The sequence below is a fragment of the Streptomyces sp. NBC_01334 genome (genome assembly GCF_035983595.1).
Taxonomy (GTDB): Bacteria; Actinomycetota; Actinomycetes; order Streptomycetales; family Streptomycetaceae; genus Streptomyces; species Streptomyces coriariae.
In genome coordinates this window covers 9,415,991-9,431,402 of sequence record NZ_CP130718.1, presented here as the reverse complement: position 1 = coordinate 9,431,402, position 15,412 = coordinate 9,415,991, and the positions used below count along the sequence as shown (strand labels likewise).

Here is a 15,412-nt window from a genome sequence, read left to right as displayed (position 1 = left end):
GGGGGCCGACCGCCCGGGTTGGATCCGGGGTGCAGGTGCGCCACACCTGCATTTATCACGACACTAGACAACAAGAGTGACAGATGCCCGTGAATCGGTCTTCGCGGCAGGACGGCAACACCGACCCCGGACGGAGGGCGGCATGCATGGCTGTCATCGGCGAGGAGACGTGGCCGGATCCGGCCGGGTGGGCCGGAAGGATCTACAGCGGGGGCTGGCGCGACTCCGAGGGCGGTACGCAGCAGGTGATCGAACCGGCCACGGGCCGCACGCTGGCCGAAGTAGGCGTGGCGAGCCCCGCGGACGTCGCACGGGCCGGTGCGAGGGCGGGGGCCGCGGCCGGGGACTGGGCCGCGGCGACCCCTTCCCGACGGATCGAGCTCCTGCTGCGCGTCTCCGCCACTCTGCGGGAGCACAGTGCGACGGTCCGCGAGTGGATCGTCCGCGAATCGGCCGGCGTTCCGGCCAAGGGTGACTACGAGATCGCCGCCGCCCTCGCCCAGCTGACGCACGCCGTCGCGCTGGCGTCCCTGCCCCAGGGCGAGGTCCTGACACCGCAGATCTCCGGCGGCGGGAGTCTGGCGTGGCGGGTGCCGCTGGGGGTCGTCGGCGTGATCACCCCCTGGAACGCTCCCTTGCTCTTCGCGATGCGCGCGCTGGCGCCCGCCCTCGCGCTGGGCAATGCCGTACTGCTCAAGCCCGACCCGCTCACGCCCGTCTCCGGGGGCGTTCTCGTCGCACAGCTATTCGAGGATGCCGGGCTGCCGGACGGGGTGCTGCACGTCCTGCCCGGAGGCGCCGAGGCGGGGCAGGCGGTCGCCGCCGATCCCCACATCGCCATGGTCTCCTTCACCGGCTCCACCGAGGCCGGCCGTGCGGTGGCCCGCGCGGCGGGCGAAGGGCTGAGGCGGGTCTCCCTCGAGCTCGGCGGAAAGAACTCGATCATCGTGCTCGAGGACGCGGACGTCGAGGCTGCCGCCGCGGCCGGAGCCGCCAGCTCGTTCGGCTACCAGGGTCAGGCCTGCGTCGCCGCCGGCCGCCACCTCGTCCACGCCGACCTGGTCGAGGCCTACACCGACGCCCTGGTCGGGCACGCGAAGGCCATGCGCCTCGGCGACCCCCGCACGGAGGGCGTCACGATGGGTCCCGTCATCAGCGAGCGGCAGGCCGCACGGATCGAGCGCATCGTCGACGAGAGTCTGGCCGCCGGGGCACGGCTGCTCACCGGCGGCCGACGTGACGGGCTCTTCTACCCGCCCACCGTCCTGGACCGCGTGAAGCGCACCGCGCCGGCCTTCACCGAGGAAATCTTCGGGCCCGTAGCCCCGGTCATCCCCTTCCACAGCGAGGCGGAAGCGATCGATCTCGCCAATGACACCGCCTACGGCCTGACAGCCGCGGTGCACTCCCACTCCGTACCCAGAGCGACCGCCGTCGCCGAGCAACTGCGCACCGGCATGGCCCATATCAACGACGTCACCGCCAAGGACGCCGCGAACGCTCCCTTCGGGGGCATGGGCATCTCCGGAAACGGCTCCCGCATCGGCGGCACCGCCAGCCTCGAGCTGTTCACCCAGTGGCGCTGGATGACCATGCCTGGACGGACCTGATCCACCTCTCGACGGAAGCCGCGTCCGGGGCCTGGCGAGCTGACGGAGCGCCAGGTGGCGCAAAGCATTCGTAGGTGGTCACCGATCGATGGATCAAGTCCCAAAGCTTGAACACAAATTACACACACCCTCTCTTCATACTGGCCCGGATGGTCTAGATTGACCGTGCTTCAGCGGTTCGGACATGAGGCGACCCGTATTCATCTGTAGGTCCGGCGCTACGTAGAGCCAGCAGTCGCGTCCCCGGCGCAAGCCGTCGGGGTGAACGATTCGTAGAGCCCGAGAGGGCCTCGGGTGCGGGGAGCACCCGAGGTTTCGACAGGATCCCGCGCACCTCGAGAGTCCGGCAGGACCTACAAGTCCTCTGCCGCCAGGGCGGGTTGTTCAAGTACCTCTGAAACAGCCGGAATGTCACGCGCGGAGGCGGGGGCCTCCGGAGGGGAGGCACAGCGCGGGAGGCAGGGGGCCTCCCGGGGGGAGCAACAGTGCGGGGGGCGGGGGCCTCCCGAGGGGAGGAACAGTGCGGGGGGCGGGGGCCTCCCGGGGGGAGGAACAGTGTTAGGCGAACACGTCGAACCACTGGGGACCTTGGGGGGTTCTGTGCGGCAAGGGGGACTGGTCAGCCCGTTTCCGTCGACGCGCGGGCGTCTGCCGAACGGCGCGATAAGACAGCCCGCGACCGACTGGGAACAGCGGTACCGCCGTTCCGTGATCACCAGCGATACCGTGGCCACCGCCTTCGTGGTGGCGGCGATCGGCAACTTCTTCGGGGCCCGGGACGCGGCCAACTGGCACGAGAAATGGGGAATTCTCGCGTTCGGCACCGAGCTGCTGGTGCTGGGGGCGCTCGCGGTGAGCCGGTCGTGGGCGCCGGCCGTACTCGGCCAGGGCGCCGAGGAATTCCGCCGGCTGGGCCGCTCGCTCTTCACCGCGACCGTCGTACTGGCCCTCGGCGGGATCGCTCTCACCTCGCGCAACATCAAACTCTGGATCTTCGTCGCGATCCCCGCGATCGCGCTCGTCACCATGACCGCGCGGTACCTGCTGCGCCTCTGGCTGCACAAACAACGGAAGGAAGGCCAGTGCCTGCGGCCGGTGCTCGCCGCCGGCAGCCCGGCCACCGTGCGCGACCTGATCACCCGAACCCGCAAGTTCCCGCACCTCGGCTGGCGGGTGGACGGGGTGTGCACGACGGACGGTCTCGGGCTCGACGGTGACGAACTGGACGGAGTGCCGGTCGTCGGCCGGCTGGCGGACGTCGCGGGCCACGTCCAGCGCGACGGCTACCGCGTCGTCGCGGTCACCCCGGACCCGCACTGGTCACCGGACCGGCTGCAGCGGCTGGCCTGGAACCTCGAAGGCAGCGACGCCGAGATGGTCGTGGCCCCCGTGCTGATGGAGGTGGCCGGCCCTCGGCTGCACATCGACGCGGTGCTCGGGATCCCGCTGCTGCGGGTCAGCATGCCGACCTTCACCGGGGGCCGCCGGGCGGTGAAAGGGGTGGTCGACCGGATAGGCGCAACGATTCTGCTGATGCTGTTCGCGCCACTGATGGTGTTCGTCGGGCTGCTCGTGCTGCTGGACAGCCGGGGTGGGGTGGTCTACCGCCAGCGCAGGGTCGGCAAGGACGGCCGCGAGTTCACCATTCTCAAGTTCCGCACCATGGTCGCCGGGGCTGACAGGGCACGTGCCGAGCTGGCCGACCTCAACGAGGGCGCCGGCCTGCTGTTCAAGCTCCGCCGGGATCCGCGGGTGACCCGGGTGGGAGCAGTGCTGCGCCGGTACTCGATCGACGAACTACCGCAGCTTTTCAACGTGCTCACCGGATCGATGTCGCTCGTCGGTCCGCGGCCTCCGTTGCCGGAGGAGTCCGCCGCGTACGGCCCGGACATCCGGCGGCGGCTGCTGGTCAAGCCCGGACTCACCGGCCTGTGGCAGATCAGCGGACGCAGCGACCTGTCGTGGGAGGAGGCGGTCCGGCTGGACCTGCGGTACGTGGAGGACTGGTCGCTCGCCCTGGACACAGTGATCTTGTGGAAGACGCTGCGTGCGGTGCTCTACGGCCAGGGGGCCTACTGATGCGCGGAAGTCTGCAACTCGACGGTCCCGCCGGCGCGCGGACCGCAGGCCGCAAGGGCCTGCCTGGGGGGAGGAACGGGACATGAGGGTCAGCGTTTTCGGGCTCGGCTACGTGGGCTGCGTGTCGGCCGCGTGCCTGGCCAGCATGGGTCACGAGGTCATCGGGGTGGACGTGAACCAGGTGAAGGTCGACCTGGTCAACGACGGCAAGGCCCCGGTGGTCGAGGAGCGGATCGGCGAGCTCATCGCCGAGGTCGTACGGACCGGGGCATTACGCGCCACCGACGACGTCCGCGAGGCGATCATGGGCAGCGAGGTGTCGCTCGTCTGCGTGGGCACGCCGTCGGAGCCCAACGGCAGCCTGTGCACCACGTACTTGGAGCGGGTCACCGAGCAGATCGGCGCCGCCCTGGCCGAGCGGGGCGGGCGGCACACCGTCGTGTTCCGCAGCACCATGCTCCCGGGCACCTGCCTGAACCTGCTGGTCCCGATCCTCGAGAAGTACGTCGGCGGCACGGCCGGGGTGGACGTCGGGGTCGCGGTCAACCCGGAGTTCCTGCGCGAGGGCACGAGCGTGCGGGACTTCTTCGACCCGCCCAAGACCGTCATCGGCGAGCTCGACCCGGCAAGCGGCGACGCGGTGTTGGCGCTGTACGACGGCTTGCCCGGCGAGGTGTTCCGGGTGCCGGTCCCGACGGCCGAGGCGATCAAGTACGCGGACAACGCGTTCCACGGCCTCAAGATCGGCTTCGCGAACGAGCTGGGCGCGGTGTACCGGGCGCTCGGGGTGGACTCGCACCAGGTGATGGACGTGTTCCTGGCCGACCGCAAACTGAACATCAGCCCCGCCTACCTGCGGCCCGGCTTCGCCTTCGGCGGCTCCTGCCTGCCCAAGGACCTGCGCAGCCTGGTCCACGCGGCGCAGCGGGCCGACGTCTCGGTGCCCATCCTCTCCCACGTGCTGCCCTCCAACTCCGACCATCTGCAGCGCGCGGTGGAGCTGGTCGAGCGCACCGGCAAGCGCCGGGCGGGCCTGTTCGGGCTGTCCTTCAAACCCGGCACCGACGACCTCCGCGAGAGCCCGCTCGTCGAGCTGGCGGAGAGGCTCTTCGGCAAGGGGTACGACCTGAAGATCTACGACGCCAACGTGAGCCTCTCCCGACTGCTCGGCGCGAACCGCGAGTACATCGAGACCCGGCTGCCGCACCTCGCGCAGCTGCTCGCCGATTCCGTCGAGGAAGTACTCGAACACGCCGAGGTGTGCCTGGTCGGGACCAGGGATCCGGCCGTGCTGGCGGCGCTGCCGCATGGCGACGGCACGGTGATCGTCGACCTCATCCACCTTCCCGACGCCGAAGCGCGCCGGGCCGAACCGGGGTACGTGGGCCTTGCTTGGTGACACATCGTTCGGTGACAGAGCCGACGACGACCGGCCGGACCGGCGCGCGCTGATCCTGGTGGAGAACCTGTCGGTGCCGTTCGACCGGCGGGTGTGGCAGGAGTGCACGACGCTGCGCGACGCGGGCTGGAAGGTGCACGTCATCTGCCCCCAGGGGAGCAAGCGGGACACGGAGCCGGAGGCGGAGATCGACGGGGTGCGGATCCATCGCTACCCGTTGCGCGCGGCCACCGGAGGGCCGGCCGGCTATCTGCGGGAGTACGGATCGGCGTTGTGGCATACGGTCCGGCTGGCCCGGAAGGTCGGCCCGGTCGACGTGGTCCACGCCTGCAACCCGCCCGACCTGCTGTTCCTGCCGGCACTGTGGCTGAAGCGGCGTGGAGCGCGGTTCGTCTTCGACCAGCACGACCTGGTACCCGAGCTGTACCTCTCCCGGTTCGACCGCGGCGAAGACCTGCTCTACCGCGCCGTGTGCGCGCTGGAACGGCTGACCTACCGGGCCGCGGACATCGTGCTCGCCACGAACGAGAGCTACCGGGACGTCGCGGTGCGCCGTGGCGGTCGACGGCCGGCGGACGTGTTCGTGGTGCGCAGCGCGCCGCAGACCGACCGGTTCCAACCGGTGCCGCCCGAGCCCGAGTTGAAGCGCGGCAAGCCTCATCTGCTGTGCTACCTGGGCGTCATGGGCCCGCAGGACGGCGTCGACTACGCCCTGCGTGCCCTTGCGAAGCTGCGCGACGAGCTCGGACGGACGGACTGGCATGCGGTGTTCGTCGGTTCGGGCGACGCCTTCGACGCGATGGTGGAGCTGTCCCGGCGGCTCGGGCTCTCCGAGCAGGTGCAGTTCACCGGGCGCATTCCGGACGCCGACCTGGTGCGCTATCTGTCCACCGCGGACGTGTGCCTCTCCCCCGACCCGCGCAATCCGCTCAACGACGTGTCGACCATGAACAAGGTCCTGGAGTACATGGCGATGGGCCGACCGATCGTCTCGTTCGACCTCCGGGAGGCGCGAGTCTCCGCCGGTGACGCCGCCGTCTACGCGCCCGCCAACGACGAGGCCGAATTCGCCGAGCTCATCACGGTGCTGCTGGACGATCCGGAGATGCGGGCCCGGATGGGCAAGATCGGCCAGGAGCGGATCAGCGGGCCGCTCTCCTGGCGGAACTCCCAGCGATCGCTGCTGGCCGCCTACGCCGCCGCCTGCCGTGACCACGCTCCGCTGTCGGCGAGCGAACCGCACCGGGCAGGGAAGAGGCCGCGCCGTTGAGCGATGACACCATACGCCTGGTCACGATCGGGCGGATCATCCGTCGGCGTCGACGGCTGCTCACCATCCTCGTCGTGGTGGGTGCGCTCGTCGGCTTCGGCACCTCCTTGCTGTTTCCGCCGCGATACACGACGTCGGCGTCGGTACTGCTGCCGGGGGCGTGGGAGGAGCGCGAGCTGGTGACCCAGGCGGAGATCGCGACCAGTTCGGTGGTGGTCGACCGCGCGGCTGCCAAGCTCGACTGGACCGGGGTCAGCGGCAGCGAGCTGCGGGACCGGGTGAGCGCCAAGGCCGCCGACGGGAACATCATCAAGATCTCGGGCACGGCCGACACCCCCGAGCGCGCACAGCAGCTCTCCGACCAGGTGGCCCAGCAGTTCGTCACCTTCGCCGCGCAGATCGCAGGCGACAGCACCGACCCCGAAGCGGCGGCGCCCGAGGCACTGCGGCAGATGGTGGTGCAGACCAGCCGCCGCATCACCGAGCTGGCCGACGCGGCCGGTCCGGGGCAGACCGTGGAGAGCGTGCAGACCCGCACCGAGCTCTCGAAGCTGCGCACCGCGCTGCAGGAAGCCATCAACAAGCTGGACCAGACCGACCCGGCTGCCACCCAGGCCAACATGGTCGTCATGGGTTCGGCGGCCCGGCCGGCCGGTGAGGCACCGCCGACGAGGATCCAGCTCGTCGTCGCCGGGGCGCTGCTGTTCTTCCTGCTCGCGGTCATCGGCCATCTCACCGCCGCCCGGATGAGTCGCCGGCTGCGCACCGAACCGGAGATCGCCGCGGCGCTGGGCTCGGCGCTGCTGGGTACCGTCGACGTAACCGGTGAACAACCCGCGCACCGGCCGGAGAGCCGTGGCCCGCGGGCCCGGATCCGCCGGCTGCTGGGCGTCGACGTCCGGTGGGACGTACCCGCTCCGCAGACCTCCGGCGACGAGGCCGGCAGGCAGATCCGCTACCGGCGGGTGTGCGCCCGCGTCCGGGACCGACTGCCCGCCCCCCGGCGGCTGCTGGTGGTCGTCCCGGACGGCGACGAGATCGCCCTCCGGGCCGCCGGGCAGCTCGTCGCCGAGGCCGAGAGCGAGAACGATCCGCTGCTGCGGGTGGTGGAGGTTTCGGTGTCCCGGCCGATGATGCCGGACCGCGACAACGAGTCCGGTGCCCTGGTCGTGCTCAGCGCGGGCAGCTGGACCGCAGGGGAGCTCGCCGGCATCGCCGAGGCGTGTGCGGACGCCAAGCACGAGGTCGTCGGCATCGTCCTCGCCGGCACGGTCTGGGCGCGCCCGACGCGGTCCGCAGACCATCCTCGCCATGCCGCCACGCAGCCGCTCGCGGTCGGCAACGACGCGACAGGAGGTTCGGAGTGACGACGCACACGACGTCGGAGTCGTCGGCCGCCGCTCCGCTGGTGGACCTGCAGGCGCTGGTGGTGTCGGTGCGCAGGCGCCGCCGCTTCTGGTGCTCCCTGGCGCTGCTGGGGCTGCTCGTCGGCGTGGCGGTGGCGGTCCTGATGCCGCCGCCGCCGACCGCGGTGACCAAGGTGCTGGTCGCGCATCAGGAGGACCAGCCGAACGACCCCGGAACGCTGATCCGCACCGACGTCGCGTTGCTGCAGACCACGCGGATCGCCGGTACGGCCCTGCGGTCCCTCCAGTCCCCGGAGAAACCGGAGGACTTCATGCAGGACTACGGGGGTATCGGCTTGACCAACAACCTGCTGCAGATCACTGTCACAGGTGACAGCGACGCGGAAGCGGTGGCCCGTGCCAAGGCCCTGGCGGACGCGTTCATCTCGGACCATGTGAAGCGGATCCAGCAGGCCGCGAACGCCGAGGCCAAGGCCCTGGTCGACCAGCGTGACCGGCTACGGGACGAACTCGCCCAGGTGAACAAGGAGATCGGCGAAGCATCGCCGGACAGCGGGCCGAAGGCGGCCGCGAACCTGGAGTCGCTCTTCGCCCGCCGGGCCGAACTCACCTCGCGGATCTCCGATTTCGACCAGCGCGCCGCGGAGGCGCGCATCGGCACCCCCCAGCTCATCGCCGGCACACAGGTCGTGGACGCCCCTCGCGCCGTGCGGCACTCCCTGCCCAGGAGCGCTGCCACCAACGGCGCGGTCGGGCTCGTCCTCGGACTCGCCCTCGGACTCGCGGTGGCCGCGGTCCGCACGGTGGTGGCGGACCGCCCGGTACTGCGCCGGGACATCGCCGCGAACCTCGACGCCTCGGTCATCGCGGAACTGCCCCACCGGTCGGCCAGGCTGTGGCAGCGCCGACGGATCCGGGCGGCACGCGAACGACTCACCGCGTCCCTGGCCCGCACCGTGCGCGGCTCCGCGGAAGCGGTGTCGCTGCTGGAACTGGGCTGTGCGCGCGGCACGAGCGCGCTCGCCCTGGACCTCGCCGGGGCACTGGCGGCGGAGGGGCCCGTGGTCATCGTCGACGGCCTGCCCGGCCTGCGGCTCGCAGGCCGCCGCCCGAAGCCGGGAGACCCGACCGTGGTCAGCGGCGAGCGGGCCGCGACCGTGTCGCCTCAGGAGCGCCGGCTCGGCGTCGGCTCGGTGGCGCCCGGCACGGCGTGGACCGACCTCCGGTACCTCGGCACCCGGACCGTGCTCGTCGTGCGTGCCGGGCACGGCAGCGCCGCATGGCTGCACACCGTGGCGCGGCAGCTCGCGGACCAGCGCATTGCGGTGATCGGTGTGGTGCTGATCGACCCCGACCCGCGTGACCGGACCGACGGCACGCTGTGGGACGGGCCGCACGCCGCGCTGCGCGGCCAGAACGAGCTGCCGGCCCGACAGAACGGTGGGGGTACCTCCCATGCCGTTCAGGCAGTGGGGGAAGGCCCGCGGCGGACCGAACGACTGCCGATGTGGGCGGCACGCGTCCCGGACAGCGACCAGGAGGCGCGCTAGACATGTGTGGCATCGCAGGAACCTACCGATGGCCGGACGGGAAGATCGTGACCGACCGGCTCACCGAAACCCTCGCCCACCGCGGTCCGGACGGGGCGGGCCGGTACGGCCACCCCGTCGGTGACGGCGAAGTGCACCTCGGGCACCGCCGGCTGGCCATCATCGACCTGTCCGAGACCGGCGCCCAGCCGATGGTCTCGGGCGGCCTCGTCCTGACGTACAACGGCGAGCTGTACAACGCGCCCGAGCTGCGGGCCGAGCTGGCAGCCGCCGGGGCGCGCTTCCGCGGTACCTCCGACACCGAGGTGGTGCTGGAGGCCTGGCGGCGCTGGGGCACGGACTGCCTGCCCCGGCTGCGCGGCATGTTCGCCTTCGGGATCTTCGACGAGCGAACCGGCGACCTGGTGCTCGCCCGCGACCAGCTCGGCATCAAGCCGCTGTTCCTGCTCCGGCGCGGCGAGGGTCTGATGTTCGCCTCCGAGCTCAAGGCGCTCGCCGCCGCGACCGGCGGTTCGCTGCAAGTGGACCATGCGGCGCTGGTGGCCTCGCTGTTGTACTACTGGGTGCCGGACTCACGGTGCGCGTTCCGCGAAGCGGAGAAGCTGCCGCCGGGGAGCTGGCTCCGGTGCCGGCCTGACGGCCGGGTGGAGCGCGGCCGGTTCTGGCACCTGAAGGACGTCGCCGCCGAGGGGCAGGAACGGGCCCGCAGCGGCGAACAGCCGGATCTGGCTGCCGTCGTCGAGGAGTCGACGCGGCGTCACCTGCTCTCCGACGTGCCCGTGGCGACCTTCCTCTCCGGCGGGCTGGACTCCAGCTACCTGACCGCGCTTGCGGCCCGCGACCGACCCGGGATCTCCGCTTACACGATCGGGTTCCGTGCCGAGGACGCCAGGTTCGAGGCGATGCCGGACGACCTGCGCTATGCCCGGCAGGTGGCCGAGCGGTTCGGTGTCGACCTGCACGAGATCGAGATCGCTCCGAACGTGCTCGACCTGCTGCCGCAGATGACGTACGCCCTGGACGAACCGATCGGCGACCCCGCCGCGATCAACACGTTCCTCATCTGCTCGGCCGCCCGGGAGGCCGGGGTCAAGGTGATGCTCTCGGGGATGGGGGCCGACGAACTGTTCGCCGGTTACCGCAAGCACCTGGCCAACCTGCTCGCGCTGCGCTACCAGCGCGTCCCGCGGCCCCTGCGGCGCGGCCTGTCCCGGGCCGTGGACCGGCTGCCGGTCGCCACGGCCCGCCGGGGGTACCGGTCGGTGCGCTTCGCGAAGCGGTTCCTCTCCTTCGCCGATCTGCCGGAGGAGACCGCGTTCCGGCGCAGCTACACCATGTACGACCAGGACGAGTTGCTCGCCCTGGTCGATCCCGACCTGGCCGGGACGGTCGACGACGTACTGACCGAGCATGCGGACATCTACCAGGACAACGAGCTCGACGACTTCGTCAACCGCATGTGCCTGGGCGACGCCCGGATGTTCCTGCCGGGTCTGAACCTCGCCTACACCGACCGGTCGAGCATGGCCGCGTCGACCGAGGTGCGGGTGCCGTACGTGGACGTGGAGGTGGTCAAGGCGGCGTTCGCCTTCCCCGGCGATCGCAAGATCGTCGGGCGGCAGGGCAAGGCCGTCCTCAAGGAGGCGGCCGCCTCGGTCCTGCCCCGGGAGATCGTGTACCGGCCCAAGGGCCTGTTCAGTGCCCCGCTGCGCGCCTGGATGAGCCGGGATCTGGCGCCGCTGGTGCGCGAGGTGGTGAACGACGGCGTGCTCGTCGGTTCCGGGCTCCTGCGCCGCGACGCGCTGGCGCGCATGGTCGCCGAGGACGCCTCCGGGCAGCGGGACTTCTCCAAGCATCTGTGGCACGTGCTGACCCTCGAGTACTGGTATCGCGACGCGACCTCACGGGCCGGCCAGAACTCTCACTGACGGCGTAGAGACAGTAGAGACAGAGGACTTCGGGTGAAACAGGTTGTTCAGAACTACAAAAGCGGCGAGCTGGCGGTGCTCGACGTGCCGGTGCCGGGATGCAAGCCGGGCGGGGTGCTGGTCCGCAGCGCCTACTCGCTGATATCCACCGGGACCGAGCTCATGAAGGTGTCCGAGGCCGGCATGTCGATGCTGGGCAAGGCCCGCTCCCGGCCGGACCAGGTGGCCAAGGTCATGCAGAGCGTGGCCACGAACGGGGTGCCCGCCACCTACCGCAAGGTGATGGGCAAGCTGGACTCCTACACGCCGCTGGGCTACTCGCTGTGCGGGGTGGTCGAGCAGGTCGGCACCGGGATCGACGATGTGAAGGTCGGCGACCTCGTGGCCTGCGCGGGCAATGAGCACGCGTTGCACGCCGAGCTGAACTGGGTGCCGAAGAACCTCTACGCCCGGGTGCCGGACGGCCTCGCGCCGCGGCACGCGGCCTTCGGCACCGTCGGGTCGATCGCGATGCAGGGCGTGCGCCAGGGCGAGCCGCAGCTCGGCGAGGTGGCGCTGGTCATCGGCCTCGGCCTGATCGGGCAGCTGGTGGTGCAGTTGCTGGCCGCCTCGGGAGTCCGCGTCGTCGGGGTCGACCCCGACCCGGTGCGCTGCGAGCTGGCCGAACGCCTGGGCGCCGCGGCCTGCGGCGATCCCGCGTCCGCGGCCGTGGAGACGGCCGTCGCCGAACTCACCGACGGCCACGGCGTGGACCAGGTGTACCTGGCGGCCGGCGGCGGCAGCAACCAACCCGTGGAGCTGGCGGCCAAGTTGAGCCGGGACCGCGGCCGGGTCGTCGACATCGGCAAGTGCCGCCTGGACCTGCCGTGGAACGCGTACTACGAGAAGGAACTCGACGTCCGGTTCTCGCGCAGCTACGGCCCCGGGCGCTACGACCCGGAGTACGAGCTCGAGGGGCGGGACTACCCGATCGGCTACGTGCGCTGGACCGAGCGCCGCAACCTGGCGTGCTTCCTGGATCTCCTGGCCCGCGGCCGCGTCGACGTGGAGCCCCTGGTCTCCCACATCGCCGACTTCGACGACGCCGTCGAGACCTACCAGCGCCTGAAGGACGGCGATCTGAAGGCCGTGGCCGTGCTGTTCCGGTACCCCGAGCAGAAGGAGGAAGCCGGGGAAGCGGAGGCCCCGGCGGTGACGGTGCCCGCGGTGCCGCGCATCGGCAGAGCGTCCGTTCCGGCCCGAGCCGCCAAGGCGCCGGTGCGGCTGGCGTTCGTCGGCGCGGGGAACTACGCGACGTCGATGCTGCTGCCGCACCTGGCACAGCGCGAAGGCGTCGCGTTGTCGACGGTCGTCACCACGACGGCGCTGTCCGCGGCCAACGCGAAGCGGAAGTTCGGCTTCGCCGAGGCGACCACCGATCTCGACGCCGTGCTCGGCGACAAGTCCATCGACGCGGTGTTCGTGGTCACCCGGCACAGCTCGCACGCCGAACTGACCCGAAAGGCACTGCTGGCCGGCAAGGCGGTGTTCGTCGAGAAGCCCCTGGCCCTCACCGAGGACGAGCTGGCCGGAGTGCTCGCGGCGGTGGAGGAGTCCGGCAACGACCGGCTGCAGGTGGGCTTCAACCGCCGGTTCGCGCCGCTGTTGCAGGAGGCCAGGAAGCGGTTCGGCATCCGGACCGGACCGGCGAGCCTGCGCTACCTGGTCAATGCGGGCCGGCTGCAGCACGGCAGTTGGTACCTCCAACAGGGCACCGAGGGCTCGCGGTTCGCCGGTGAGGGCGGACACTTCATCGACACGGCGAGCTGGCTGCTTCAGGCCGACCCGGTCTCGGTGTACGCGGTCGCCACGTCGGGCAACGAGGACCTGCAGGTCGTGCTGCGCTACCCGGACGGATCCACCGCCACCATCAGCTACGTCACCACCGGCTCCTCCGGCTTCCCCAAGGAGACACTGGACCTGGTCGCCGACGGCAAGGTACTGCGGCTCGACGACTTCGTCCGCGCCGCTGTCTACGACAGCAGCCGCAAGCGGTGGGTCAGCTCGCGGCTGCCCAAGGCCCGGGACAAGGGCCAGTCCGCCGAGCTGGCCGCGTTCGTCAAGGCCGTGCGGACCGGCGGGCCGATGCCGGTGCCGCTGGAGTCGCTGGTCGCCACCACGGCGGCGACCCTCGCCGTGCAGGCAGGCCTGGTCGGCGGCGCGCCGGTGACGTTGGCGAGAGCGCGATGACCGTCAACTCGGGTAGCCCGGGCTGGTACCTGCGGCGGCTGTCCCGGATGGGACCGCGGGAGGTCGGCGGCCGGGCGGGCGACGCGGTGCGCAGGCGACGGTGGCGGACGGCGCGGCCGGACAGCCCGAGCGTGACCGGCGCCCGGTTCACCGCGGCACTGCCCGCAGGGACGGTCGCCGCGGTGCCACCGGACGCCGCGAAACGCCTCGTCGCCGATGCGGACCGGCTGATGGCCGGGCACGTCGAGTACTTCGGGGTGGATCGCGACGACCTGGCCGACCCGGACTGGTGGTACGACCCGAAGACCGGGCGCCGGGCCCCGTGGGGCTACGCCTTCGACGTGCCGTACCGGAACGAGGACGCGGTCGGGGACATCAAGCAGATCTGGGAGCTGTCCCGGCATCAGTACCTCACGGTGCTCGCCGCCGCCTACGCGGTCACCGGGAACGAGCGGTACGCCGAGCGAGTGGCCGAGCACCTGCGGTCGTGGTGGGCGGGCAACGCGCCACTGCGCGGGGTGCACTGGACCAGCGGCATCGAGCTGGGGATCCGGCTGCTGTCCTGGGTGTGGATCCGCCGGCTGCTCGACGGCTGGCCGGGCGCGGCCGCTCTGTTCGAGGACAACCCGGTGGCGCTGAACCAGATCTGGCACCACCAGCACTGGCTGGCCTCCTTCCCCAGCCGGGGGTCCTCGGCGAACAACCACGTCGTCGCCGAGGCCGCCGGGCAGTTCGCCGCGGCCTGCGCGTTCGGGTGGTTCCCCTCTTCGGCGCGTTGGCGGGCCGACGCTCTGCGGTCGTTGGAGCGGCAGCTGCGCAGCAACACCTTCGACTCCGGCCTCAACCGCGAGCTGGCCACCGAGTACCACGGACTGGTGCTGGAGCTCGGCCTGGCCGCGGTGGCCGAGGCGGATGCCGCCGACGTGCCGGTGCCCGCGTCGATCCGGCTGGTCCTGCTACGGATGACCGACGCGCTCGCGGCCGTCGTGGACAGCCGGCTACGGCCGCCGCGCCAGGGGGACGCGGACGACGGGCACGGTCTGGTCGTGGACGGCGAGGGCACCGACCGCTGGGCCTCACTGCTGGCCACCGGGGACGCCGTGTTCGGTCGGCTCGCCTGGTGGCCCGCGGTGACCGGCACCGATGTGCGCACCCCGCTGCTGGCCGCGCTCATCCGGCCGTACGCGAAGAACGCAGCCGCACCGGCCGTGTCCCGCCCGGCAAGCCGGCCGGCCCATTTCGCCGACGCGGGCATGACCATCCTGCGTGGTCCGGGGGAGATCTGGTGCCGCTGCGACGGTGGTCCGCACGGATTCCTGTCCATCGCCGCGCATGCTCACGCCGACGCGCTGTCCGTCGAGGTCCGGCACGACGGGGTCGACGTGCTCGCCGACCCGGGTACGTACTGCTACCACGGGCAGCCCGAGTGGCGGCAGTACTTCCGGTCGACCCTCGGCCACAACACCCTGCAACTGGACGGCGGTGACCAGTCCGTCTCCGGCGGCCCGTTCCTGTGGACCCGGCATGCCCGCAGCCGCGTCCTGGCCGTGGACACCTCCGACGCCTCCGGCGAGGGGACGGCCCGTTGGTGCGCCGAGCACGACGGTTACCAGCGCTCCGTGCACCGGCGCCGGGTGGAGCTGACGGCCGCGAGCCAGGAGCTGAGGGTGGTCGACGAGGTGCGCGGCCCGCGCCGCGCCGTCCGGCTGGCGTTCCACCTCGGCCCGGCGATCGACGCGGACCTGTTGGGGAACCGGGCACGGCTCACCTGGACCCGGGACGGCGAGGACCGCTCCGCGGCGCTCGACCTGCCCGGGCAGCTGAGCTGGCGGGCGCATCGCGGCGAGAGCGACCCGCCCCTGGGCTGGTACTCCCCCGGCTTCGGGCGCAAGGAACCCACCACGACGCTGGTCGGCACCGGCTTCGCCGACGGCGCGGAGGGGTTCACCACCGTGCTCAGGTTCCGCGGCTAGGGGGGCG

9 protein-coding genes are annotated in these 15,412 nt (G+C 71.6%); all 9 read left to right on the top strand.

Annotated elements, in window-relative coordinates; translation table 11 throughout:
* The first annotated feature begins 146 nt into the window (after positions 1 to 146).
* The 9 genes from OG736_RS41845 (at position 147) to OG736_RS41805 (ending at position 15,405) form a co-directional block, all read left to right on the top strand.
* Positions 147 to 1,610, top strand: coding sequence for an aldehyde dehydrogenase family protein (locus tag OG736_RS41845; RefSeq protein WP_327187128.1), 1,464 nt, complete (start codon positions 147 to 149; stop codon positions 1,608 to 1,610).
* A 600-nt stretch (positions 1,611 to 2,210) separates the two neighbouring features.
* Positions 2,211 to 3,689 carry a sugar transferase gene (locus tag OG736_RS41840; protein WP_442817138.1) on the top strand — a complete coding sequence of 493 codons (1,479 nt, stop codon included), beginning with the start codon at positions 2,211 to 2,213 and terminating at the stop codon, positions 3,687 to 3,689.
* 82 nt (positions 3,690 to 3,771) lie between these two features.
* A complete protein-coding gene (locus OG736_RS41835; protein WP_327187127.1) occupies positions 3,772 to 5,088 on the top strand; it encodes a nucleotide sugar dehydrogenase in 1,317 nt (438 codons plus the stop codon).
* Positions 5,078 to 6,358, top strand: a complete 1,281-nt coding sequence (locus OG736_RS41830; RefSeq protein ID WP_327187126.1) for a glycosyltransferase family 4 protein — start codon at positions 5,078 to 5,080, stop codon at positions 6,356 to 6,358. Before OG736_RS41835 ends, OG736_RS41830 begins: the two co-directional genes overlap by 11 nt.
* A complete protein-coding gene (locus OG736_RS41825; protein ID WP_327187125.1) occupies positions 6,355 to 7,725 on the top strand; it encodes a Wzz/FepE/Etk N-terminal domain-containing protein in 1,371 nt (456 codons plus the stop codon). Before OG736_RS41830 ends, OG736_RS41825 begins: the two co-directional genes overlap by 4 nt.
* The gene (locus OG736_RS41820; RefSeq protein ID WP_327187124.1) at positions 7,722 to 9,275 is read left to right on the top strand and encodes a Wzz/FepE/Etk N-terminal domain-containing protein; all 1,554 of its coding nucleotides are present in this window, start codon (positions 7,722 to 7,724) and stop codon (positions 9,273 to 9,275) included. Before OG736_RS41825 ends, OG736_RS41820 begins: the two co-directional genes overlap by 4 nt.
* Before the next feature lie 2 nt (positions 9,276 to 9,277).
* Positions 9,278 to 11,203 carry an asparagine synthase (glutamine-hydrolyzing) gene (gene asnB / locus OG736_RS41815; RefSeq protein ID WP_327187123.1) on the top strand — a complete coding sequence of 642 codons (1,926 nt, stop codon included), beginning with the start codon at positions 9,278 to 9,280 and terminating at the stop codon, positions 11,201 to 11,203.
* 33 nt (positions 11,204 to 11,236) lie between these two features.
* Entirely contained in the window at positions 11,237 to 13,432 is a 2,196-nt protein-coding gene (locus OG736_RS41810) for a bi-domain-containing oxidoreductase (protein ID WP_327187122.1), read from the top strand.
* Complete coding sequence (locus OG736_RS41805; protein ID WP_327187121.1) at positions 13,429 to 15,405, top strand: alginate lyase family protein; 1,977 nt, start codon at positions 13,429 to 13,431, stop codon at positions 15,403 to 15,405. The genes OG736_RS41810 and OG736_RS41805 overlap by 4 nt, the downstream gene beginning before the upstream one ends.
* Positions 15,406 to 15,412 lie beyond the last annotated feature (7 nt).

Coding starts and splice junctions, on each gene's coding strand:
- OG736_RS41845 (WP_327187128.1), top strand. CDS start 147: ATGGCTGTCATCGGCGAGGAGACGTGGCCGGATCCGGCCGGGTGGGCC.
- OG736_RS41835 (WP_327187127.1), top strand. CDS start 3,772: ATGAGGGTCAGCGTTTTCGGGCTCGGCTACGTGGGCTGCGTGTCGGCC.
- asnB (WP_327187123.1), top strand. CDS start 9,278: ATGTGTGGCATCGCAGGAACCTACCGATGGCCGGACGGGAAGATCGTG.
- OG736_RS41805 (WP_327187121.1), top strand. CDS start 13,429: ATGACCGTCAACTCGGGTAGCCCGGGCTGGTACCTGCGGCGGCTGTCC.